The organism is Chryseobacterium sp. FR054 (assembly GCF_056844565.1).
This window is the reverse complement of record NZ_JBXDSA010000009.1, coordinates 43,828-66,113: the sequence shown is the minus strand read 5'-3', so window position 1 is coordinate 66,113 and position 22,286 is coordinate 43,828. Positions and strand designations below refer to the sequence as shown.

Below are 22,286 nucleotides of genomic sequence, written 5' to 3'. Positions count from 1 at the left end.
TCCGGTAACGGAATGATAGACCCCACTGATGAAGCAGTGAATGAAAACATTGGTTTCCATCCGGATTCAAAAAATTTTCTGAAATTCAATGATTATATGATCGTGCTTACAAAACAGATTCCGGACAGCAGACTGGAAGGTTTTAGTACACTTTTACTGAGGATGAAGAAAAAACTGTTCGGGACATTAAAAATAATCCGGACAGCAGCCCTCTCGTAAAAGAAAATGAATTTGAATTTGAATTCCTGAAAAAGATGTTTACCCCGGATAATACCGCCACACAAACGGTATGCAGGGCTTATGATTTTTTTCTGCAGGCTCTGGCTATGAAATCTAAGATTAATGCTGATAAAAATACAGGAATCGTTATTTTAGATTCCTGTTAATGGTACTGCAATTGTATCTGTAAGATGAATAAAAAATAAAACAATGAATCCTGATCTTCACTATAAAAAAGCCGATGAAACCGATATTGATTTTCTTCTCAGCCTGAGAATGAAAACCATGAATCCCCATTATGCAGAATCCGGCCTGCCGACTGACCGTGAGGCTACTCTGCAAAGAGTTCTTTACAGGTTTGATAAAGCCCATCTTATTTTCCTGCACGATCGCCCTGTCGGATTATTAAAAATAGACCGGATGGAAAAGAAAACAGAAGTTCTTCAGCTGCAGATCGATCCGGAAATGCAGGGCCGGGGGCTTGGAAAAAAAATCCTGAAAGATATTCTTGATGAAGCCTCAGAAACAGGAAAAACAGCAGGACTGAGCGTTTTGAAAACCAATAAGGCACAGAACTTATATTCCGCATTAGGATTTGAAATCGTTGGAGAGGATGAACATTCTTATTTTATGGAATTTTCAGGGGAGAAAAAATCATAAAACCTTCACCATCTACGGAAGAGCATCCACAAAAATCTGTGGGATCTGTGGGAAATTATTTTATCCACAAACCGAAGGTTCGAAGTAGCCAAAAGGTGCATTTTTTTTACACTTTAGATGGCTTTAAGTTTAAAAACTTTGTGCATAGAAGTTCACATAAGCCCTTAAAAATCTACGATTTTTTATTGGAATGAAAACAGATCTGCTCAATCAGCAGAATCTGCGAGACCATAAAATATTCCGGGTGATCTATGAAGAAATAAACCAACCACAAAAATCCGTGAAACCTGAGTGATCTGTGGGAAATATTTAACCACAGAAGAATTTTAACACTTTAGTATCAATAAGTTTAAATGCTTACGCACAGAAAGCCCTTAAAAATCTACGATTTTTATATATTCGCCGGTAAGAATTTTATCGGAGATAAAATCACTGCGCCTTTATACAACTTATAAAATAATTCCTGCGACCTTGCGTTTTTCCAACAAAAATCTGCATAATCTGCAAAATCAGCGAGACCATAAAAATCTCCTCTAAAAATCGTTTAATGTAGTTTGCAGAATTTATTCAATAGAGTTGAACGATAATCCGCCTGAATAGTAATATGAAACATTATTGATTCGCCAGCGTTACATAGATCAGCCTTCCTCCTTCTTCTGCGGATAAGAGGATCTTTTTGCCATCTGTAAGTTCTGTCATAGACCCTGGTGGAATTTCTTTCTGTTCTGTAACGTCTTTCATGGAAGTCAGGCTCTGATTCACCAATACCCATTTCCCCTGATGAAAGGTAAAATATCCTACGGGCATTTTATCCTGCATCGTAAGATTTTCGTTTCGGATTACTTTCCGGGAGACATGCCATTTGAAAAGATACTGGTTATTATATACCATCAATCTGTGGTTTTCCGGTTTCCATACCTCATCATCAAATTTAAAATACAGATCCAGTACAGGAAGCGTTCCCCGGTGAGGAGTACCGCAGAACGGACATTTAGGATTGCTGGTATTATCAAAGACATACCATTTTTCCGTACAGGCCGGATTATGGCAGGGCTGTATCAGGTCTACGGTTTTCAGCAGGGCTGTTTCCCATTCATTGGCCAGAGGGCGTCTTATAGGCTCATGAAGTCCTTCTACAAAAGCTTTTTTGAACAGTTCGGAAAGATAAGGCCCGGTAATGGTATATGGAATTTTCTGAGGATCTCCCCAGAATGTTTCCCATTTTTTCAGATGGTCAGGTTTTACATGGTTTACAGAATCCTCAGGATGTTCTACAAACGTCGCTTTTTCTCCCATAGAGAGTATTTCATCTTTTTCAGAGTCCAGGTCCCATATTTTTCCGCCTCTCAGCGGATGTCTTCTCAGCAGATACATGTAGATCAGGGCTGCCAGGGCATGGAGGTCTGTTTTCTGATTGGGCAGGTGTCTTCCGGGATCCTGAATATTCAGATGTTTGGTCTTCAGCACTTCAGGAGCGATAAAATCCGCGGTTCCGATTACTTCCGGAGGGAATAGTTTCGGCACTACCAATCCGTCTATATCAATGATACAGGCTGATTTCGTTACCGGATCCACCAGGATATTATTATAAGAAAGATCGGAATGAGCCAGCCCCATCTGGTGAAGTTTTTTTACGCCCCGGCTGATATTGATGGCGATCTGAAAATAGCTCAGCCAGTCACCGAGCTCCGACTGGTCGAGTCTTAGCGGATACTGCTGGTTTCTGAACATGGGAGAGGTAAACCATTTTCCCACTTTATCCTCACCCCGGATATTATCTGAACCGATATATCCTTTGGCAAAGAAGAATTTATTATGATACACAGGAACGACGATTCCTGTAAGTTTTCCTTTTTCCACAATATCATACGGCCATCTGAATATTTCGTTCAAAAAGTATTCTGATGAGGTTCCGTTCTGTATATTTCCGAGATAGGTAGATACGATGCGCATGATACGTTCTTTCTGCCCGGCATCGATAGGATTCCGGTAGAAGGCTACGACGTAATCTCTTCCGGGAGAAAAGTAAACATCTTTTACTCCTCCGCGGATGGGATTTTCATCTACATATTCATAAGATTTGGCTGAGTCTAAGATAGAGACAACCCTAACGGTCTTTTTCATGTTTTTAATAGATTATGGCCAGGGTTCTGTCGTCGTGATTTCCTCTGCTCCAGAAATCAGCCCACTGCAGAAGCTGGCGGTCAATATCTTCATCGTTGATAAAGTCAACCTTTGCACGGTCATCATTATTTCCGTTGAGGTCGCTAAAAAAAGTCTTCCAGCTTTCCAGGTCTTCGAGTTTATTTTCCGTCATGAATTTCGGATCGTAAATCCCGTCGGTCATCAATACCAGATAGGAAAAATCATTCACACAGGTCATTCCGAAACGGGAAATCATCTGATCATTGAAAATCTCATCCATGGTAATAAAACGGGTACCTCCGCTGAATTCTCCCACATCCATCCGGTTTAAGAGCTTTACTTCGGAAAAATCAGGACTGATGAGATTGATCGGGCAGTCTCCTACTCCAAAGGTCAGGAAAATATATCCGAAATCAAACTTTTTAGCCAGCGCAAAGATCAGCGTGGCATGGAAATCTTTGATGGACAGCGAATGTTCTGAGGCTGTTTTATCCAAAGCTTTATATACCTCCTTTACGCTTTCAGAAAGGATTCCGGTAATATTCTTTTCTGCTTCCGAATGTACTCCGGGCGCAGCATTATAAATAATCTTTATATTCTTTTCAAGCTCATTCAGTGTTGCTTCCGAACCAAAAAACGCATTCACTGAATGTACGGCCAGCCTGGAACCTTCTCTGGCCATTTCTGCGGATCCGGCTCCATCCGATACGGAAACAATATTCCATCCTCCGGAAAGTTCATTTACAGCAAAATCATCTTCCCTGAAACGTCCGTCATGTGCATGTGAGCGGCCTCTTTTGGAAGCTGCTACTATTTTCTTATCCAGAAAAGTTCCTTTCAGTGAAACTTCATCCGGCTTGTAGAAAACAGCATTGGTATCACCCGGAATATTTTTCCAGAGGTCTTTGGGATCGGCATTTACATACAGCTGAACTCTTTTTGTATCTGAACAGTTTTCGTCCCGGATATGGCAGTATTCGATGTCCAGATCATAGACATTGCCGCCTCTCGGAATTCCGGTAATTCTGTTTTCCTCAAATTTCAGTCCGGTTTCCTCAATATTTCCGATCGCTTTGATTCTTATATTGGGAAAATCATCCATCTCAAAACTGAATTCGTAGAACTGCCTGGATGTGGCATTTTTCAGGACCAGATAAGAATCCCTGAACTCTTCTTTCTCGTTGGAGATCATTTTTTTCTGTCTGATCTCTTCATTTCCGGAAGGTTTCTTCGGATCTTCCTCTTCTTCTCCGTTCCCTTTATGGTTAAAAAAAATGCTGCCCATATTGTTTCTGATGCTAGCCCAATGTTCTGTTTATATCAAAACCTCCGCTGGAGAATCCGTAGTGATCGGATGTTCCGCACCAGGGACATTTGTTATATCCTTCTCCCTTCAGGCAGTGAATTCCTCCACAGGAACAGGTAGCCAGTGCAATAGGATTGGCACAGTGGGGACAGGACGTTCCGCCCTGCAGTTCTTCAATGGAAATCTTCAGGTTGTTTCTCTGAGATGAAGAAAGTCTCATATATGCTTTTTCATCAATTTTATAGGCACCATCCAGCTTGTAATACCTGGTGGACATTCCCATAATTCCTGAATCTGTAAAAGCTTTTTTGAACTTCATCAGGTATAGTTTTTCTGTTTCCGAACATTTTCCGTTCAGCACCACAAAGTTATTATCCGGAAATTTCTGTTCCATTTCAGGATCTACTTTTTCCAGAATAACAGAATCGATCTTTGAAAGATTGATACCTTCTTTATTGGCTTCGGTTACACTCTGGCTGGTCGTTTTAATGGAATCTGTCACCCATCTGAAGAATTCTTTATAGGAATTTTCATCGGAGTTGTTGAAAAGCAATACGTTTTCAGCTAAGGAACCGAGCAGTTTGTAATTGGTATTTTCCCCGATAGATACGGCAATGGTATTGGCCTTTCCATTGTATTTGGTATTCCATCTTTCTATCGCTTTGGTAGCATCGTCTGTCGGAACCCCGTCTGTAAACAGAAAAACAATAGGTTTCCAGTCTCCTTTTCTTTCATAGGTAGTTTTCACAATATCCCGGTCTATACAGTCCATTACTTTGATCAGCCCCTGGGACAGTGAAGTTCCGCTTCCGATCGGAATTTTAGGAGGATAAAAGCTGATGATGTCCTGAAGCGGAGTAATAACTTCAGCTTCTCCGGCAAAACCGATCACTGAAATGTAAACCGTTTCTAATGAATACGGATCTTTTTTTAATTCTCTGATGATATTGGCAATACCTTCCTGTACCTGTTCGATAGGTTCTCCTACCATAGATTCGGAGACATCAACCAAAAAATAAATCGGCAGTCTTCTCATGATTATAGTGTAAAGACGTAATTAAATAATAATATTAAGCTCTGAAGGCGGCGGCGGAAGCGTGACATTTTCTCCTGTATTCTGGGAATGCCCTCCCTGTGTAATGGAAGAACTTACCCATCTGAAGAAAGAAGAAAGCGTAATTGCATCTGTTGTATCCAGCTTTACCACATGATCAGTAAGTTCTTTCAGAAACTGTTCATCTGCTTTAGGTCCTGCTGCACAGCCTACGATAGCACCAAATTCAAGTCCTCTGATCACGGGGATCATCTGCCGGTATTTCTGAATATCAGACGGTTTTCCGTCGGTGAATATAAACAGTAACGGCTGCCAGTCTCCTTTTCCGTCTGCGGAACCTTTTACCAGCTCTTTCTGAACGAGTTCGGAAACCATTTCCAATGCGGCTCCCGTGTGGGTAGGACCACTGTCCGGACAGGTGATTTCCATCGGGTAGAAACTCGCAAGATCAATCAGCGGGATGATATTTTTAACTTCCCTGTCGAAAGTGATGACACTCAGGTGAAGGCTGTCCATAGCCTGGGGATCTGCCCTAAGCATGCTGATCAGCCCGTTGAACCCGTTATTAAGTGCCTGGATAGGCTCTCCGTTCATAGAACCGGAGGTATCCAGTAAAAAGTATGCTAATAATCTTCTGGTCATTGTATTGTAAGACAAATATTAATTCTGAAGCCGGCAGGGAAGTATTTTACTGTTCTCTGCCGGCTTTTAAGTTATATAGAAGGTTTATTTAATTGTTGTATGCGTACTGCTTCAGAATTTCTATAAAATTATCTGTCGGGTGAGGATCTCCTATTGCACGGAATTTCCAGTCACCGTTATGACGGTAAGCTTCTGCAAAGACCATTGCGCACATTCCGTTCATACTTGAATCTCCGGAAAGGCTGTATTTGGTAATTTCTTTTCCTTTAGCATCTACGGCTCTGATGAAGGCATTCTCAATCATTCCGAAGTGCTGGTTGTTCTGTCTTCCCTGATAGATGGTTACCAGGAAAAGGATTTTTTGGTAGCTTTCGTCCAGCTGATCCAGTTTTACAATGATCTGCTCATCGTCTCCGTCTCCTGCTCCGGTTCTGTTGTCTCCGGTAAGCCATACGTTTCCGCTTGGATGCTGCATAGAGTTAAAGAAAACAACATCTCCCTGATAAAGAGCGATCTGCCTTCCGTCCTGAGTCTGAACTGTTTTTCCGAGATTGGCTACTTTTCCGTTGCCATCTAAAAGAAATGCGATTGCATCAAGGTCGTATTCCGGTTCTTTACTGAATAGCTTTCCGAAGAAACCTCCGCCCTGTTTTCTGACGTCCCAGCCTAAACCGATCGTTACTTTCGACAGGTCATACACACTTTCTCCCCGGTCATTTTTTCTTAAATCAATGGTTTGACCTTTTTGTAAATTAATTGCCATAGTTATAGTTTTATCTATTTTTACTTAATGATTTGTCCGTTATAATATTTTTCAAGGAAGAATCCGAGGTCTGCTCTGTAACCGATTCCCGAAGCTTCAAATTTCCAGCTTCCGCTTCTTTTGTACAGTCTTCCGAATTCTACGCCTGTTTCTATTGAGAAATCTTCATCCAGTTCGTATTTTGCGATTTCCTGATTGGAGCTGTTATCAACAATTCTGATATAAGAATTTCTCACTTGTCCGAAGTTCTGTTTTCTTCTTTCAAAATCTTCGATGGTTACTACGAAAAGAATTTCCTCTACTCTGGAATCTACTTTTTCAAGATCTACAATGATGGCTTCGTCATCGTCACCGTCACTGTTTTTACCGTTCGGGTCATCACCTGTGTGCGTTAAAGCCCCATCCGGAGACTGCAGATTATTATAGAATACGAAACATTCCTCACTTACCAGTTTTCTGTTGGAGTCAATCATGATAGCAGAAGCATCCAGATCAAAGTCGAATCCTGTTCCTTCATTCGGGTCCCAGCCCAGTCCTATCGTCATTTTAGTCAGTCCGATTTCGATTTTCTGTCCTTTCTGTAAATTAATTGCCATAGTGTTTTAGATTATTAATTATTTTTCGATTAAGATAGATTTGATTTGTGAATTGACCAAATTTATACATAAAAAAATAAATGTCACAGTATAAAACAGATAAAGTTTCATTTTACAGGCTGCGCGGACATAAAAAAAGTCCGGTTTAGAAACCGGACTCTATATTATACCGTATTAAAATACAGTGATCTAATTTTTGAATTCTTTGTCGGAAACGGCCTTATTTCTTGCTCTTGCCAGCATAGGAATAGAGATAAGCCCCATGACCAGCATGATGGTAATCTGAAGCGGCAGTGAAATAAATGAATAGGTAAGTCCCATTTCACCTCCCAGATCTGCACTTTTCCCCATTGAAATAAACAGAGCCATAAATCCGTACTTCATTGCCAGATTAAATGCGCCGATGCCTCCACTCGCAGGAATAATCATCCCCAAAGTACCAACCACAATGATGAAAAACCCATCTGCAATAGTAAAATCTGAGGTTTCCGGAAGGGCAAAGCACACCAGATAGGCCGCAAAATAATAAGAGATCCAGATTCCTAAAGTATAAAGAATGAATTTTCCTTTCTGCTTCAGTTTAAAAATAGTTGTCAGCCCCTGAAGAATTCCTTTTCCAAAACTGACCAGCTTTTCTTTCTTATATTTATAAAGAAGCCCTAAACCTGCCAGAGCCAATATTACCAAAGCAATTTTCATATATAAATAAAAGGAATCAAAATCGTTCACTCCCAACTTCATCATTTGTTTCTCAAAAAAATTAGGAACAAATTTTTCTTTCTCATCTTTTTTATCCGTTACAAAATCATAGAAAGAGCTGATTGCATTAAACTTAAAAATCAGGGTTAAAAGCAAAAACGCAAACATACATATAAGGTCTACCACTCTTTCAAGAATAATTGTTCCGAAAGATTTATCTACGGGAACTTTTTCCACGCTATATAAGGCCGTCGCCCTGGCCAGTTCGCCACTTCGGGGAATGGTAAGGTTCATCAGATAACCAAATGATATGGACCAAAGGGAATTGGAGTTGGAGATTGTGTGTCCCATAGGCTCCAGCATCAGATTCCAGCGGACCGCTCTGAACCAGTAGGCCAGAATACCGAAAACGGAAGCAAAGAGCACCCAAAGGTAGTTGGCTTTCGCCAGGGATTTCTGAATCACCTTAAAATCGAGTCCTCTTAAAGCCAGCCATAAAAAAAAGCCTGCAAAAGCAAGCGATATTACTATTGTGAGTATTGATTTTAATGGATTCGCTGATTTCTTCTCCATAGATTACGTCAACAGGTTTGTTTTTTCATCCGGGAAAACGATTTTCGGCTGGAATGTTTTAGCCTCTTCGGGAGTCATCTGTGCATAAGCGATGATAATGATGATGTCATCCTTCTGAACTTTTCTGGCAGCAGGCCCGTTAAGACATACTTCCCCAGATTTTCTCTTTCCTTTGATCACATAGGTATCAAAGCGCTCTCCGTTGTTTACGTTGACAATATAGACCCTTTCTCCCACTACCAGGCCGGCAGCTTCAATAAGATCTTCATCAATCGTTATACTTCCAATATAATTAAGGTCTGAGGCGGTAACTCTCACCCTATGGATCTTAGACTTGAAAACTTCTATTAACATACTGCAAATTTATTAATAAAAATTCATAAATCGGACTTTTGCAATCATTTTAAAAGTCCCACAAACACAGGGGTTTATTTTCAAATTACACAAGCTTTTTGAAAATTACTTATAAAATCATCAAACATATGATGAAAAAAATTAATAGTTTATACAAAATTTAGGATTTAATAAATGCACGAACTAATATTAAATTTTTGCTAAAGTCAATGCACATAAGCATTTGGCATGATTTTAGTAACCTGTAACGTAGATTTTTCGTGAAAAACCAAATTATCATATTTTGACTGTTTTCATCAAAAATTAAAAAAATTTTATAAGTTTTAAGAAAAAAATTGCACAAATAGAAAATAGTATTATATTTGCTATAATTACGAACTAACTTTAATATTAAAAATTATGAACAAGTCTGAATTAATCGACGCAATCGCAAAAGATGCAGGAATCACCAAAGTTGCAGCTAAAGCTGCTTTAGAATCTTTTATTTCTAATGTAACGACTACTCTGAAGAAAAAAGACGGAAAAGTTTCTTTAGTAGGATTCGGAACTTTCTCAGTAGCTGAGAGAGCGGCTAGACAAGGTATCAACCCTGCAACTAAGAAACCGATCAAAATTGCGGCTAAAAAAGTTGCTAAATTCAAAGCTGGAGCTGATCTTTCCAATGCAGTTTCCGGTGCTAAGAAAAAATAATCATTCAGATTACAAAATGTAAAGACCGCTTCCAGGAAGCGGTCTTTTTTTATCGTTTAAACAGAATAAAACACTCTTTATCATTAACAAAGCGCAAATAGCTGGAGAGATTTCCGTATTAACCGCTAAGGTAAACAGGAATGAATAACAGCTGAATGTTTTTAAGACCGGCAAGGCCGCTTCGCTTATCTTTGAAGTACAAGGCTCTATATTACTTTGTTAAAGTTTTATACCTTTAGCTTATACATGTTTATTCCTTCAATCTAAGGTTTCGTGATTAACTAATTTCTATAATTTATTTACGGGGCCAGTCTGGAAATCTTCCAGTCCAGATTTTCCAACTGATAGATGATCCGGTCGTGAAGACGGTTGGGTCTGCCCTGCCAGAATTCAATTTCATAAGGTTTTGCAAGGTATCCTCCCCAGTTTTCGGGCCTCGGAACTTCTCTGTTTTCGTATTCCTTTTCCAGTTGTTTTAATTTTTCTTCAAGGAATTCACGGTCCGGGATCACCTGGCTCTGTGGTGAAACGGCTGCTCCGAGCTGGCTTCCTTTCGGCCTGGAATGAAAATATCCGTCGCTAAGGTTCCCTGCTACTTTTTCAAGATCGGCTTTGATGATGATCTGTCTTTCAAGATTCGGCCAGAAAAAATGCAGGCAGGCTTTATGGGTCTTTTCTATGGCTTTTCCCTTTCTGCTGCTGTAATTGGTATAGAAAATAAATCCTTCATGGGTATAGGCTTTAAGCAACACCATCCTTGTTCTCGGGCAGCCGTCTTCTTCCAGGGTAGAAACGGCCATAGCATTGGCTTCAGAGATCCCGGGACTCTCACTTGCCTCTAAAAACCAGTCTCTGAACTGCTCAATAGGATTTTGTTTTATCTCACTTTCAATAAGTTGGGATTTCTCGTACACTTTTCTTTTATCGTGCAGGTTTTCCATAGATATTTTTTATTAAATTTGAGTATGAATTACTCATACAAAGGTAAAATATTAATCTCCACCCCTGACATTTCCGGCGATATTTTTTCCAGATCGGTGGTTCTTATCATTGAGCATAATGAAAGCGGTGCATTCGGTTTGATCCTGAATAAAAGAAACCGCCAGATGAGTAACAGATTCAACAATTTCTTTGATTTCAAAATAGAGGTATACGACGGCGGGCCGGTAGAGAACGACAAAGTATTTTTCATTGTAAAAGGCAAAAAGGTAACGGAATTCTATTCTGAGATCACTCCTGATTTTTATTTAACGGAAGATATTGAGAACATCATCAGTGCTGTCCTCAGCAAGGAACTGAGTATTGAGGATGTAAAAATCTTTTCCGGATATTCCGGCTGGGCCTCGGAACAGCTTGATCAGGAGGTTCAGAGAAAGATGTGGACCGTTGTGGATGTCTATAACCTGGACTACACGCTTCCCAATGATCAGACCTTATGGAAATCAATCATGCAGAACCTCGGCGGTGAATATCTGCTTTGGGCAAATTCCCCCGAAGACATTTCTCTTAACTAGCTGAAAACCTATTCAATAGGCTTTAAAAACATTAACAAATTTTAAGATTCCGTTAACCAATTTTAAAGAAAGAATTCCCGTTATTTGAAAAACCTAAAATCACTGAAAATGAGAGGAATCAAACTACTGGCTTTATCAGCATTTTCTACGGCATTTTTATCTTTCACACCTGTGAGTAAAAAGGTTATTGTTATTGATGCCGGTCATGGCGGAAATGATAACGGGGTTGTTCACGGAAACATTGCTGAGAAAGATATTACGATCAATATCGCGAAAGAAATCAAAAAGTTTAATGACAATCAGGGTCAGTATGAGGTAATTCTTACCAGGGATTCTGATACGTATCCTAGTCTTTCCGACAGAACAGCAATGATCAATAAGCTGAATCCGGAAATCGTCATTTCTCTGCACGTTAACGGAAGTCCTCAAAAGGAGTCTCCCAATCAGGGAACCGAGGTTTTTGTTCAAAGTACAGAAACTTCGAAACAGCTGGCTCAAAAAATATCTCAAAAGTTTGACGTCCGTAAAGTTGAAGAGCGTAATCTTCATATATTAAGGGAAACAAAAGCTCCCACCGTACTGGTAGAACTTGGCTTTATTAATAATACCAAAGACAGGGAATATATCACCAGCGAAAAAGGACAAAAAGAGATTGCTCAGAAATTCACTGAAATCATCAGCGAATACTAGATAAAATACAATTTCTGATTTATTCAGAATAAAACCCGGTAAAGGACTGTGGAACTTTTGTTGTTTACCGGGTTTGTCAATTTTTATAAACTTCCTTTCCAGCTTTCCACCATCTCCAGGAAACGGCTGCTTTCAAAAGTTTTATTTCTTATTTTTCCAATAGAGAATATTCCCTTTTCGTCTGAAATCATTAAAATTTCTTCTGCTTTCTGGGATTCAAAAGCAATAATCTCATGCTCCTGAATATCTGCGAGATTATTTTTGTGCAGGAAGGTTACAAAATTCTCCATCAAAGGAGAGATGTAGGCTCCTTCTGTCTGCTTTGGCACTTTAATGACACTACCTTCTAAAAACAACAGATTTCCGGAAGTGGTACGGGCAATTCTTTTATTGGGATTGAGCAGAATCACGTCATCAAGATCATTTTCCTGAGCATAAATTCCACCGTAGATATTTTCAGGGCAGTGTACTCTGATATTACTTAAGAGATTATTGTTTACATTGATTTCTTTAATCAGATCCAATTCCAGTGGTCTCTGCTGAACAGCAAGGACATCGGCCATTTCTGTCACTTCATAGAAATAAGAAACTGAAGATTTTGCCAGAGTGATTTCATCATTGTTCCTGAACACCTGAAAACTGATAATTCCGTTCTGTACTCCCTTTCCGGTAATAATATCTTTATGAAAAAGGGTCTGAAAAAATTCCAGGGTATACGTGAGAGGAATATTCATTCTCATCTTTCTCATGGAAGCCATCAGGAAAAAATAGCATTCTTCATCCATGATAAGTTCTCCGTTTCTCACAAAGAAAGCAACCTTTACCGCGTCTCCCATCAGGAACGCTCTGTTCTTTATCTTTAATTCGTCTGATGTAAAATATTGATTTTCCAATTTTTGATGTGATTTATTTACAAAAAAATAATGAACGATAAATCGTTCATCAGTTTTACCATTTACCAGCATCCGGCTTATGCCGCGCCCAGTTTTATTCTAAGGTTTTCTATCAGGTTTTCCCAGTACATTGCGTTTTCCTCTTCATCTCCTTCTTCGCAGAAATCGGTGATATTTAAAGAAAGATCTTCTGTAATATCATCTATCACGATAGTCATTTCAAAAAAGTTCTTTGTTCCTTCGTCTTCTTCCCATCTGAAACGGACGAAACCTTCAGGCTTATATCTGATCAAAGTGGCCTTTTCGGCAGGTCCTCCGCCCCAGCTGAAAAAGAAGTCATCGCCTTTCTCTGTTACTTCATCCGCAAACCATTCAGACAACCCCTCTGCAGTTGCCAGATATTCATACAAAATCTCTGATAAACAATGCATTGGAAATTCGTAATGGACTTTATGTTTCGCCATATAATCTTTGTTTTTATCGTCCCGCAATATATAAATTAATTTTTTTATTACACAAAAAAGCAATTACTTTTTTACATAATCTGTATGATATTTATCAGAGATCAGAAATCCGTATCAGCCTTCATTTTCAGGGGAAAAAATTACCATGTGAAGCATAAAAAAATCTCTCCGCATGGAGAGATAATCAGCATTTAATCTTCATTTAAAATATCGAGGATAATCCGGCAGCCTTCTCTGATCTCGTCTGCTGAAATGGTAAGCGGAGGTGAGATTCTGAGGTATTCGTTTCTGTAAAGCTGCCAGAAGACAATAAGTCCTTTTTCCATACATTTTTTAGCCACTTCAAGGGTGTATTCCGGGCTTCCCAGATTCACAGCCAGCATCAGGCCTTTTCCGTTGATATTTTTGATCTTCGGATGAACCAGAAGTTCTCTGAAGAGTTTTTCTTTTCCGTCTGTTTCTTCCATCAGGCCGCTTTCCAGAACCTCTTTTAAAGTAGCATGACTGGCTGCTGCAATCAGCGGATTGCCTCCGAAAGTGGTAATATGCCCCAGCTTTGGAGAGTGTGAAAGGGATCTCATAATTTTTTCAGAACTCATGAAAGCTCCTACGGGAACCCCTCCCCCCATTCCTTTTCCCATAACAAGGATATCCGGAACGATTCCAAAATGTTCAAAAGAGAAAAGTTTCCCGGTTCTTCCGAAGCCAGGCTGAATTTCATCTAAAATAAGAAGGGCCCCTACTTCTTCACATCTTTTCTTCAGTCTGACAAGATAATCATCTGCCGGAACCAGAAATCCTGCTGCCCCCTGGATGGTTTCCATAATTACACAGGCGGTTTTTTCTGTGATCTTATCAAATTCATTTTCATTATTGAATTCTATGAAGCTGATCATCGGCAGCAAAGGGCGGAACTCTCTTTTATGATACTCATTGCCGGATACGCTCAGTGCTCCATGTGTATTTCCATGATAGGAATTTTTAAAGGAAATTATTTCTTCTCTTCCCGTATATCTTTTGGCAAGTTTCAGGCTTCCGTCGATTGCTTCTGCACCGCTGTTAACCAGATAGGTAACTTCCAGCGGATCCGGTGTTGCTTCGGCAAGCAGTTTGCAAAGTTCCACAGGCTTTTCCTGAGCATATTCTCCATATACCATTACATGAAGGTATTTATCTGCCTGTTCTTTAATGGCATTTACTACTTTAGGATGTGAATGTCCCAGGGTATTGGCGGAAACTCCGGCTACAAAGTCCAGGTATCTTCTTCCGTCTGTTCCGTAGATGTAGCTTCCTTCTGCTTTTTCAACTTCAAAACCTGCTGCAAACTGAGTGGTTTGTGCCTGATATATAAAAAAATCTTTTTGCATTTCCATTGTCTCAAAAAATTTCAGCAAAGCTATAAAACATTCATCAGATGTTAAAATTAATGGGGTAAAAAGATCAGTGATCCTGATTTTTCCGACAAAAAGTTTTCATTTGGCCGGGTAATTTTGATGGGAGAATGGAAGAGGGATATTTTCAGTATCTCTAACTAAAAGCAACTTCCACCCTACTTCTATCTTTCAGCCTTTTTTATATTCAGCTCCTTAACCTGGATTCAGATTATTTATTTTAATTTCCGACAGATTCCGGAGATTTCACAGGATTTAATGTATAAGTTTTGGCTAAAGCCAGTGGATTTTTTTATTATTCAGGCGGACTAAATTCAGCTCTATTGATAAATTCTATCTATCATAAAAATGCTTATCCGTTTTCCTGCTTCGCTGATCGGACAGATTTTATGAATGTTTTCTTCAATACAAACGATCGGTTTAAAGGTAATGTTAGCTTTTAAAAATACTGAAAGTAAAATTAACGGGGATTGATTTGATGAAGCGGGCGCATAAAAAAGACCGGTCATACGCCGGTCCTTGTGTTATTTTCTGGTTCTTTTCGGTTTCTTGGCTTCTTCTTTTGCCCTTTCTTTTTCTATGGCTTCCTGAGCCTGGCTGTAAGGATCGTTTTCCGTAGTGTATTTTATTTCCTCATAGTTCGGGGAATCGACGAGGATGTCCTGCCATTTCCTGATCCGGTCTCTGGTATTCCAGTTGAAATCCGGGAATTTTCTTTTTTCAGGTTCTATCATACTCATCGGATAGGTATCTGAATTGGCCCCGATACTGCACGATATAATCTGCAGTCCTGTTTCCTCAAACAGGGCTCCGATAATTCCACACGTAGAAAGGGTGATCCCGATTCTCCGGGGCTTCTGGGTTTCCGGATCAACATCATCCGCATATGCAATGGCCTGGGCATTTCCCACTACACGGGCTTCTTTGATATCGTTATGTTCATAGTAAACGGTCATAAATTTCCCTTTTACCTGGTTGAATTCATCTTTCAGCGTCAGGGAATCGACTTTGCTGATGGCGAAAGCATTTCCTATTACTTTAAGAGAATCCAGATCTTCTGTTTTTGTATTGAAATACGCTTCGATCTTATCTCCGGTTACCTGCTTTTCACCACTCCAAAGAATAGGTTTGGTGTACATATGCAGGATTCCGTCTGTTTCATTAAAGGCGATAGAATCTGCCCTTCCCTGGGCATTGGATTTATAGATCCGTCCCTTTTTATAGGCTCTCAAGAAATTTTTCTTCACTTTTATATCCAGGGAATCCGGTCTCTGATAGGAGATGATTTTTTCAGCGGCAAAATAAATGGAGTCTTTTTCCATCACTTTTACAGCATAAGGACCTTTGGTCATCATGGCTGAATCTTTCTTTTCGAAAACCTCACCATAACCGCCTTTCATATACCTTTTTTCCAGAGGATCATCTAAGGTTACATTCCCTGTTGCCTTTCCGAACCCTGTAATCTGGTTATAATACATATCGTCCCCGGTAAGGATTTTATCATTATAAAAGATTCTGGAATTTTTATTAAGGAATGCTTCTTTGGTTTCCATTTTATAGGTTCCCCTTTCGGTGTAAATCCTGTTTTTGGGATTGGCACGGTTGGTAATGGTAGTAGGGCCGAAGAACTCTGCTACTTTTGTATTCTGGTTCTGTTTGATGTTCGCTCCTTCTATGACATACTGCGGGGTATCTATCTTTACATTCCCGGTAAGGTCTACCAGTTTTGTATTGAGAAAATAGGTAGCCGATTTGGTGTAGGTTACGTTTTTCCCGTCGGAAATGGTTCCGCCGGTATTGAAATAAGCCTGATTGGAAATCCTGTCGTAATAGAGAATTTCTGTTTTTATAGTCTGCTTGGGATCGGTAAGAACAACGTTTTTCCGGGCAACTCCTTTCTGGGTATTCCCGTCATATTCCATTTCTCCTGCCGTGATCACAGATCCGTCGGTATTCTGGAGCTTGGTATTTCCTATTGCTTTTACAAAATTTTCTTTCTCATAAATGACCAGTTCATCAGCCGTAAGAATGGACCCCTGATGCTCGATCTGTACATTGCCTATGAAATACTGATTTCCGTCGTATTTTTCGGGATTTTTTTTGATCTCATCTGCATTGATGATCTTTATTTTATCTTCCGGCTTCTGTGGCTGCTGGCGTTGCGCCCCGGCAGCAGGCTGAAGATAGGGATCTCTCTTCACAGGTTTTGTGTCCTGTGCGGAAGCGAGCGCAGAAATAAAAATAAACAGGAAAAGGAATATTCTCATTGATTAATCATTCTTAGTGCCATAGAAGTACAGCGAATGCGAATCAATTTTTACGCCAAATGCATCTTCAATTGCTTCTTTGATTCCCTGGATTCTCGGGTCGCAGAATTCTATAATTTCTTCAATTTCTTTATCGGAGTCTTTTTTGTAGATCACCAGGTGGTCATGCTGTTTATCAAAATAAGACTTCTCATAAGATGAAGAGGTCAAAGTCTTTTCTCCGAACTGATGCTTACGGATCAATCCTGCATCAAGGAAAATCTCAATAGTGTTGTAAATGGTTGCTTTGGAAACATGATATTTTTTCTGCATCATCAGGAGATAGAGATCATCCACATTGAAGTGATGATCCATATTATAAATCTCTTCCAATATCGTATATCGTTCAGGTGTGTTTCTAAACCCCTTTTCCAATAAGTAGTTTCTTAAAACATCCTTGATCAAAGCAATATTTTTTTCTTTTTGTACTGTATCCATCAAAAAAATTATCTACAAATTTATTGATTTTTATTTAAATAGACCGTATGGTTTGATATCTACGGATTAAGAGTTGTGACGGAAGAATCCCGACTGCTCGATTTTATTATCATAAACCGTAAGCTCTGTGATGGGAGCAGATTCCACTTCAACGTTGTGGGAAGATACTCCCCAGGCCTTAAAGTCGTCACTTCCGATGTACTTCACAAAGTTGTAAATATTCAGGGTAATCTTCTGCTTAACTGTTAAAAGGATATCGTTGATATATGTATTATCTATAATGACATATTTCAGATCCGGCGGAACATTATGCGCCCTGAGTGACGGATGGCTGCTTCTTGAAGGAATGGTACCATCGGCCATCAGATCTTTAAGGACCATATTAAAGTAATCATTGATTCTCCGGTCTACTTTGAACCCTAAAAGGAAATTTACTTTATACACTGTTCCCGGAAGAATTTCATCCACCGTATATTTGAAAGTATACGGATCTTCCTGGTTAACAATACTTAAAATAAAATAATGATCTGCTCTTTTCGGCTGTTTTTTGATGATGGAATAGATAATTTTTGATTCTACTTCGTCATTTCTTTTGGCTCTGCTCAGATACGCAAGGTTGGTGGCATATTTCGGAATGGATTCATCGAGTTTCATATCTTTCAGAATCGATACGTATTTATCAATCTTCACATACTGAATGAAGTTGGCCTTGATCAACCGACCGTTGTACCACGCATACATACAGACTGCAATGAATCCGCCCAGTACCATCGTCAGCCATCCTCCGTCTATAAATTTAATAACATTGGCGTAGAAGAACCCTGATTCAAGGAACAGGTATACAATGGCAAATCCAAAAATGAAAATCTTGCTGACTCTTGTACGGCTCAGCCAGAACAGAAGCAGGATGGTTGTCATCAACATGGTAATGGTGATCGTAAGACCGTAAGCCGCTTCCATACGTTCTGATTTCTGAAAGAAAATTACGACTACAAAACAGAAAGCCATCAGCCCCCAGTTGATTCGGGGAATATACATCTGCCCTTTAATCCCTGAAGGGTATTCAATATGCTGGTTGGGCCAGAAGGAAATAGACATTGCTTCCGAGAACATGGTAAATGAACCTGTGATTACGGCCTGGCTGGCAATAATTGCTGCTGCCGTTGCCAATATAACACTTGGAAGAACCGCCCATTCAGGCATGATTCCGAAGAATGGATTCACTCCGTTATGTACCTGATGGTAATTATCTAGCAGCCATGAGCCCTGTCCCAGATAGTTCAGGATAAGCATTAATTTAACAAAGATCCAGCTTATTCTGATGTTCTTTGCCCCGCAGTGTCCTAAATCTGAATATAAAGCTTCTGCTCCTGTTGTACAAAGAAAAACGGCACCCATAATTACAATCGCACTGGATGAGTGGGTAATCAGGTTATAGGCATACATCGGATTGAAAGCTCTTAAAATCTCGATATGATCGAAAATGTGAAGGGATCCGGAGATTCCCAGAACCAGGAACCAGGTCACCATGACCGGTCCGAAGAATTTTCCAATAGACGCTGTCCCGAACTGCTGTACGACAAAGACAATAAAAAGGATGACAAGCGTGATGAGCACTACCGGGGTTTCCGGGTTGTATATTTTAAGACCTTCAATGGCCGACATTACGGTAAGTGACGGTGTGATCACACTGTCTGCCACCAGTGTGGAGGCTCCGATAATGGCGACGACATAGAGCCATTTCTTTTTCAGTTTTTTGACTAATGAGTACAGGGCCAGAATTCCACCCTCTCCTTTATTGTCTGCCCTCAGAGCAATGATAACATATTTCAGGGTGGTCTGCAGGGTAAGGGTCCAGATGATACAGGACAGCGCTCCTTCAATATACTCATCGAACGGCATAGCGGCACCGTCTTTTCTTGCATTAACGATCGCCTTCATTACGTAAAGCGGCGAGGTACCAATATCTCCGAAAACAATCCCCAGAGAGACTATAACACCTACAAATGAGAGCTTTTTAAGGTCAAAATGATGACCACCCTCTGTAACTTCTGCCATATCAGCCAATTTTAATTTTTAAAAGCGCAAATTTATACTAATTTTATGACGCCAAGAATTTTTCTTCATGAATATAATAAATGAAAAAACTTCCTTTCGGAAGTTTTTCTCTATTATCTTTATTTTACGTACATCGCTTTTTTGATTTCCTCTTTTACTTTTTCAAGTTTAGGGAACCATTCTGCAAATAATGCTGCGGAATATGGTGCAGGAGCATCAGGTGTGGTGATTCTCTTCACAGGAGCATCTAAGTAGTCAAATGCTTTCTGCTGTACCATATAAGTAATTTCAGAGGATACAGAACCAAACGGCCATGCTTCTTCCAGGATCACCAATCTATTGGTTTTCTTTACAGATTCTAAAATGGTATCGAAGTCTAAAGGACGAACGGTTCTAAGGTCGATAACCTCTACTGAGATTCCTTCTTTAGCCATATCTTCAGCAGCCTGGATAGCAAGCTTCATAATCTTTCCGAAAGAAACCAATGTAACATCGGTACCTTCTCTCTTGATATCTGCTTTACCAATCGGCAGGTAATATTCTTCTTCAGGAATTTCCATTTTATCGCCATACATCTGCTCAGATTCCATGAAGATCACAGGGTCGTTATCCTGGATTGCTGTTTTCAGTAGTCCTTTCGCATCATAAGGGTTGGAAGGTACCACTACTTTCAGTCCCGGGCAGTTGGCATACCAGCTTTCGAAAGCCTGAGAGTGTGTTGCTCCAAGCTGTCCTGCCGAAGCAGTAGGGCCACGGAAAACGATCGGGCAGTTCCATTGTCCTCCACTCATCTGGCGGATTTTTGCCGCGTTGTTGATAATCTGATCAATTCCTACCAAAGAGAAATTGAATGTCATAAATTCTACGATTGGCCTGTTACCGTTCATTGCAGCTCCCACAGAAATTCCTGCAAAACCAAGCTCAGCAATTGGTGTATCGATTACTCTTTTAGGACCAAATTCATCCAGCATTCCTTTTGAAGCCTTGTATGCACCGTTGTATTCTGCAACTTCCTCTCCCATCAGGTAGATAGATTCGTCTTTACGCATTTCCTCGCTCATTGCCTGTGCAATTACCTCACGAAAAGTATATTCTGCCATATTTTCTTGAAAAATTTAGACTACAAAAATAGTGTTTTTTTATTATACACATAACAAAAAAGGCATCTCATTGGACAAGAGTATCCAATATGTATCATTCAAATCGGTTTTCTTCCTGCCGGCTAAGTTCTCCGTAGTTCTTCTTAAGGTCTGCGAGAATCTTTCCATACGTACTTTTGTAAATGAGAAACAATATATAGACAACAATAATCAGTACGACTCCGAAAGCGATATAGTTTCCTGTACTGGGAATCAGGGTTTCGGGACGGGATGGGATAAAATCCGGCGATCGTTCAGCCCTGCCGTTATTCCAGCCGGAGATCAGGTCCTTTGTGTAAAGATCATAATGAATGATATTATCCGAAACGATCATGAAAAAGGAAATAAAGGCATATCCGAAAACAATTTTCCTGAGATTCAGAATATTTTTCATCAGTGACAGGGAATTTCCGCCGGTTTTTATATTGCGGAACAGCATAATTACCGGGATAAGGAAAACGAAGAATAAGACCATTCTCATTACAGGAAACGCTGCATCAATATACCCGATCACTGACCATAAAACAATTTCTACCCCTACAATAATCAATAAAGTTTTGGTAACGGATACCGATTTCTGCCGGATCATGCCATAGATTTCCTTTTCCGAGTAATCTTTAAACTCACCTGTTTTATTCCAGTCGTTTTTTAAAAGTTCCAGTTCTTCCATAATTATATTGTGTTTATTTTGATTTTCAGATTATTTTTTGCCCTGTTCATTTTTACTCTTGCGTTTCCTTCCGTTATTCCCAGGATTTCTCCGATCTCCCTGTAAGATTTGTCTTCCAGGTACATCATGATCAGCGCTTTTTCCACATCAGACAGGGTATGGATGGCCTGATACATTTTTTTAAGTTTATATCCATCGTCTTCATATGTTTCATATTCTATTTTCAGGGAAGAAAGATCAGTTTCTGTGTGCTGCAATTCTTTTTTCTGAGGCTTCCTGAATAGGGTCATCGCGGTGTTGAGGGCCACCCTGTACATCCAGGTAGAAAATTTCGCTTCTCCTTTAAATCCCGGAAACGATTTCCAGAGCTGGATGGTAATTTCCTGGAAAAGATCTTCGTGGTCTTCCGTATTATCGGTATATATCCTGCATATTTTATGGATAAGCCTCTGATTGGGCTTAAAAAAATCTACAAAGTTTTTCTCCAGTTCTGTGCTCATACTCTATGAGTGGGAAGTTTTTATTTTCGTTACAGTTTTTTCAAAAAAAACGGCACTTCATTGCTGAAATGCCGTTTTAAAATTCTATTTAAACCTGATTAGTTTGCTTTTTCCCAGGTCTGGGTTCTTCCTAACAGGGATAATCCTATATATCCTCTTACATTAAGTTTATCGCCGCTTTTTGTAATGGTACATTTGTACGTTTTTCCTGTTTTGGGATCTGTGATTGTACCTCCTGTGAATTCATCACCGTCTTTTTTAAGTCCTCTGATAATTTCCAGTCCAAGTATTGGTTTTCCTTTTCTGTCGTCCTTACAGGCTGTACAGTTGGGATCCGCAGGTTTTATAAGCAGTTGGGAAACTTTTCCATAGTACTTTCCGTCCGATTTTTTAAAAATTTCCACAATAGATTTCGCCTGTTTGGTTTCATCATCTATCGTCTTCCATTTACCTTCTATCTGCGCAAAAGACATTACGCTGAATAAGGAAAGTACGAATGTTGCTAATAATTTTTTCATATTT

Annotated in this window: 24 protein-coding genes; 5 read left to right on the top strand and 19 right to left on the bottom strand. The window is 39.7% G+C overall.

The window, feature by feature from the left end:
- Positions 1-12 precede the first annotated feature (12 nt).
- Positions 13-219: a hypothetical protein gene (locus AC106S_RS23770; RefSeq protein WP_482442450.1), complete on the top strand. Its 207-nt coding sequence runs from the start codon at positions 13-15 to the stop codon at positions 217-219.
- 210 nt (positions 220-429) lie between these two features.
- Positions 430-879: a GNAT family N-acetyltransferase gene (locus AC106S_RS23765; protein ID WP_482442449.1), complete on the top strand. Its 450-nt coding sequence runs from the start codon at positions 430-432 to the stop codon at positions 877-879.
- Positions 880-1,491: 612 nt separating this feature from the next.
- On the opposite strand, the gene AC106S_RS23760 is transcribed toward AC106S_RS23765, so the two are convergent.
- The 8 genes from AC106S_RS23760 to panD all read right to left on the bottom strand — a co-directional run bounded on the left by AC106S_RS23760 (position 1,492) and on the right by panD (position 9,011).
- The gene (locus AC106S_RS23760) at positions 1,492-3,003 is read right to left on the bottom strand and encodes a protein kinase domain-containing protein (RefSeq protein WP_482442448.1); all 1,512 of its coding nucleotides are present in this window, start codon (positions 3,001-3,003) and stop codon (positions 1,492-1,494) included.
- Positions 3,004-3,007: 4 nt separating this feature from the next.
- Complete coding sequence (locus tag AC106S_RS23755; RefSeq protein WP_482442447.1) at positions 3,008-4,309, bottom strand: PP2C family serine/threonine-protein phosphatase; 1,302 nt, start codon at positions 4,307-4,309, stop codon at positions 3,008-3,010.
- Between the two features lie 13 nt (positions 4,310-4,322).
- On the bottom strand, positions 4,323-5,366 hold the full coding sequence (locus tag AC106S_RS23750) for a TerY-C metal binding domain-containing protein (RefSeq protein ID WP_482442445.1): 1,044 nt from the start codon (positions 5,364-5,366) through the stop codon (positions 4,323-4,325).
- 21 nt (positions 5,367-5,387) lie between these two features.
- Positions 5,388-6,026, bottom strand: coding sequence for a vWA domain-containing protein (locus tag AC106S_RS23745; RefSeq protein ID WP_482442444.1), 639 nt, complete (start codon positions 6,024-6,026; stop codon positions 5,388-5,390).
- 88 nt (positions 6,027-6,114) lie between these two features.
- Positions 6,115-6,789 (bottom strand): TerD family protein, encoded by a 675-nt coding sequence (locus AC106S_RS23740; protein WP_482442442.1) that lies wholly within the window; start codon positions 6,787-6,789, stop codon positions 6,115-6,117.
- A gap of 20 nt (positions 6,790-6,809) precedes the next feature.
- The gene (locus AC106S_RS23735; protein ID WP_482442441.1) at positions 6,810-7,385 is read right to left on the bottom strand and encodes a TerD family protein; all 576 of its coding nucleotides are present in this window, start codon (positions 7,383-7,385) and stop codon (positions 6,810-6,812) included.
- A 189-nt stretch (positions 7,386-7,574) separates the two neighbouring features.
- Complete coding sequence (locus tag AC106S_RS23730) at positions 7,575-8,657, bottom strand: lysylphosphatidylglycerol synthase transmembrane domain-containing protein (RefSeq protein WP_482442440.1); 1,083 nt, start codon at positions 8,655-8,657, stop codon at positions 7,575-7,577.
- A 3-nt stretch (positions 8,658-8,660) separates the two neighbouring features.
- The gene (gene panD, locus AC106S_RS23725; RefSeq protein ID WP_027379879.1) at positions 8,661-9,011 is read right to left on the bottom strand and encodes an aspartate 1-decarboxylase; all 351 of its coding nucleotides are present in this window, start codon (positions 9,009-9,011) and stop codon (positions 8,661-8,663) included.
- A 399-nt stretch (positions 9,012-9,410) separates the two neighbouring features.
- Between panD and AC106S_RS23720 the strand changes: the two genes are divergently transcribed.
- Positions 9,411-9,701 carry an HU family DNA-binding protein gene (locus AC106S_RS23720; protein WP_062702846.1) on the top strand — a complete coding sequence of 97 codons (291 nt, stop codon included), beginning with the start codon at positions 9,411-9,413 and terminating at the stop codon, positions 9,699-9,701.
- A gap of 299 nt (positions 9,702-10,000) precedes the next feature.
- On the opposite strand, the gene pdxH is transcribed toward AC106S_RS23720, so the two are convergent.
- Positions 10,001-10,642: a pyridoxamine 5'-phosphate oxidase gene (gene pdxH / locus AC106S_RS23715; RefSeq protein WP_482442438.1), complete on the bottom strand. Its 642-nt coding sequence runs from the start codon at positions 10,640-10,642 to the stop codon at positions 10,001-10,003.
- A gap of 24 nt (positions 10,643-10,666) precedes the next feature.
- On the opposite strand from pdxH, the gene AC106S_RS23710 reads away from it, so the two are divergent.
- Positions 10,667-11,215, top strand: coding sequence for a YqgE/AlgH family protein (locus AC106S_RS23710; RefSeq protein ID WP_482442436.1), 549 nt, complete (start codon positions 10,667-10,669; stop codon positions 11,213-11,215).
- 108 nt (positions 11,216-11,323) lie between these two features.
- Positions 11,324-11,905, top strand: a complete 582-nt coding sequence (locus AC106S_RS23705; RefSeq protein WP_482442434.1) for an N-acetylmuramoyl-L-alanine amidase family protein — start codon at positions 11,324-11,326, stop codon at positions 11,903-11,905.
- Positions 11,906-11,988: 83 nt separating this feature from the next.
- Here AC106S_RS23705 and AC106S_RS23700 read toward each other — a convergent pair whose 3' ends face one another.
- The 10 genes from AC106S_RS23700 to AC106S_RS23655 all read right to left on the bottom strand — a co-directional run bounded on the left by AC106S_RS23700 (position 11,989) and on the right by AC106S_RS23655 (position 22,282).
- Positions 11,989-12,798, bottom strand: coding sequence for an aminotransferase class IV (locus tag AC106S_RS23700; RefSeq protein WP_482442433.1), 810 nt, complete (start codon positions 12,796-12,798; stop codon positions 11,989-11,991).
- Between the two features lie 77 nt (positions 12,799-12,875).
- Positions 12,876-13,262: an START-like domain-containing protein gene (locus tag AC106S_RS23695; protein ID WP_101239698.1), complete on the bottom strand. Its 387-nt coding sequence runs from the start codon at positions 13,260-13,262 to the stop codon at positions 12,876-12,878.
- A gap of 191 nt (positions 13,263-13,453) precedes the next feature.
- A complete protein-coding gene (locus tag AC106S_RS23690) occupies positions 13,454-14,629 on the bottom strand; it encodes an aspartate aminotransferase family protein (RefSeq protein WP_482442495.1) in 1,176 nt (391 codons plus the stop codon).
- 548 nt (positions 14,630-15,177) lie between these two features.
- A complete protein-coding gene (locus AC106S_RS23685) occupies positions 15,178-16,920 on the bottom strand; it encodes an OstA-like protein (RefSeq protein WP_482442431.1) in 1,743 nt (580 codons plus the stop codon).
- Positions 16,921-16,923: 3 nt separating this feature from the next.
- On the bottom strand, positions 16,924-17,397 hold the full coding sequence (locus AC106S_RS23680) for a Fur family transcriptional regulator (RefSeq protein WP_055984478.1): 474 nt from the start codon (positions 17,395-17,397) through the stop codon (positions 16,924-16,926).
- 66 nt (positions 17,398-17,463) lie between these two features.
- Positions 17,464-19,455: a KUP/HAK/KT family potassium transporter gene (locus AC106S_RS23675; protein ID WP_482442429.1), complete on the bottom strand. Its 1,992-nt coding sequence runs from the start codon at positions 19,453-19,455 to the stop codon at positions 17,464-17,466.
- Between the two features lie 119 nt (positions 19,456-19,574).
- Positions 19,575-20,555 (bottom strand): pyruvate dehydrogenase complex E1 component subunit beta, encoded by a 981-nt coding sequence (locus AC106S_RS23670; RefSeq protein WP_482442428.1) that lies wholly within the window; start codon positions 20,553-20,555, stop codon positions 19,575-19,577.
- Positions 20,556-20,649: 94 nt separating this feature from the next.
- On the bottom strand, positions 20,650-21,264 hold the full coding sequence (locus AC106S_RS23665) for a hypothetical protein (protein ID WP_482442426.1): 615 nt from the start codon (positions 21,262-21,264) through the stop codon (positions 20,650-20,652).
- A gap of 2 nt (positions 21,265-21,266) precedes the next feature.
- Positions 21,267-21,764 (bottom strand): RNA polymerase sigma factor, encoded by a 498-nt coding sequence (locus AC106S_RS23660; RefSeq protein ID WP_482442425.1) that lies wholly within the window; start codon positions 21,762-21,764, stop codon positions 21,267-21,269.
- Between the two features lie 98 nt (positions 21,765-21,862).
- Positions 21,863-22,282: a DUF2147 domain-containing protein gene (locus AC106S_RS23655; protein WP_482442424.1), complete on the bottom strand. Its 420-nt coding sequence runs from the start codon at positions 22,280-22,282 to the stop codon at positions 21,863-21,865.
- Positions 22,283-22,286 lie beyond the last annotated feature (4 nt).

Excerpts from the sequence above, each read along its gene's own strand:
- AC106S_RS23770 (WP_482442450.1), top strand. The coding sequence starts at position 13 with ATGATAGACCCCACTGATGAAGCAGTGAATGAAAACATTGGTTTCCAT.
- AC106S_RS23765 (WP_482442449.1), top strand. The coding sequence starts at position 430 with ATGAATCCTGATCTTCACTATAAAAAAGCCGATGAAACCGATATTGAT.
- AC106S_RS23760 (WP_482442448.1), bottom strand. The coding sequence starts at position 3,003 with ATGAAAAAGACCGTTAGGGTTGTCTCTATCTTAGACTCAGCCAAATCT.
- AC106S_RS23755 (WP_482442447.1), bottom strand. The coding sequence starts at position 4,309 with ATGGGCAGCATTTTTTTTAACCATAAAGGGAACGGAGAAGAAGAGGAA.
- AC106S_RS23750 (WP_482442445.1), bottom strand. The coding sequence starts at position 5,366 with ATGAGAAGACTGCCGATTTATTTTTTGGTTGATGTCTCCGAATCTATG.
- AC106S_RS23745 (WP_482442444.1), bottom strand. The coding sequence starts at position 6,026 with ATGACCAGAAGATTATTAGCATACTTTTTACTGGATACCTCCGGTTCT.
- AC106S_RS23740 (WP_482442442.1), bottom strand. The coding sequence starts at position 6,789 with ATGGCAATTAATTTACAAAAAGGTCAAACCATTGATTTAAGAAAAAAT.
- AC106S_RS23735 (WP_482442441.1), bottom strand. The coding sequence starts at position 7,385 with ATGGCAATTAATTTACAGAAAGGACAGAAAATCGAAATCGGACTGACT.
- AC106S_RS23730 (WP_482442440.1), bottom strand. The coding sequence starts at position 8,657 with ATGGAGAAGAAATCAGCGAATCCATTAAAATCAATACTCACAATAGTA.
- panD (WP_027379879.1), bottom strand. The coding sequence starts at position 9,011 with ATGTTAATAGAAGTTTTCAAGTCTAAGATCCATAGGGTGAGAGTTACC.
- AC106S_RS23720 (WP_062702846.1), top strand. The coding sequence starts at position 9,411 with ATGAACAAGTCTGAATTAATCGACGCAATCGCAAAAGATGCAGGAATC.
- pdxH (WP_482442438.1), bottom strand. The coding sequence starts at position 10,642 with ATGGAAAACCTGCACGATAAAAGAAAAGTGTACGAGAAATCCCAACTT.
- AC106S_RS23710 (WP_482442436.1), top strand. The coding sequence starts at position 10,667 with ATGAATTACTCATACAAAGGTAAAATATTAATCTCCACCCCTGACATT.
- AC106S_RS23705 (WP_482442434.1), top strand. The coding sequence starts at position 11,324 with ATGAGAGGAATCAAACTACTGGCTTTATCAGCATTTTCTACGGCATTT.
- AC106S_RS23695 (WP_101239698.1), bottom strand. The coding sequence starts at position 13,262 with ATGGCGAAACATAAAGTCCATTACGAATTTCCAATGCATTGTTTATCA.
- AC106S_RS23690 (WP_482442495.1), bottom strand. The coding sequence starts at position 14,629 with ATGCAAAAAGATTTTTTTATATATCAGGCACAAACCACTCAGTTTGCA.
- AC106S_RS23685 (WP_482442431.1), bottom strand. The coding sequence starts at position 16,920 with ATGAGAATATTCCTTTTCCTGTTTATTTTTATTTCTGCGCTCGCTTCC.
- AC106S_RS23680 (WP_055984478.1), bottom strand. The coding sequence starts at position 17,397 with ATGGATACAGTACAAAAAGAAAAAAATATTGCTTTGATCAAGGATGTT.
- AC106S_RS23675 (WP_482442429.1), bottom strand. The coding sequence starts at position 19,455 with ATGGCAGAAGTTACAGAGGGTGGTCATCATTTTGACCTTAAAAAGCTC.
- AC106S_RS23670 (WP_482442428.1), bottom strand. The coding sequence starts at position 20,555 with ATGGCAGAATATACTTTTCGTGAGGTAATTGCACAGGCAATGAGCGAG.
- AC106S_RS23665 (WP_482442426.1), bottom strand. The coding sequence starts at position 21,264 with ATGGAAGAACTGGAACTTTTAAAAAACGACTGGAATAAAACAGGTGAG.
- AC106S_RS23660 (WP_482442425.1), bottom strand. The coding sequence starts at position 21,764 with ATGAGCACAGAACTGGAGAAAAACTTTGTAGATTTTTTTAAGCCCAAT.
- AC106S_RS23655 (WP_482442424.1), bottom strand. The coding sequence starts at position 22,282 with ATGAAAAAATTATTAGCAACATTCGTACTTTCCTTATTCAGCGTAATG.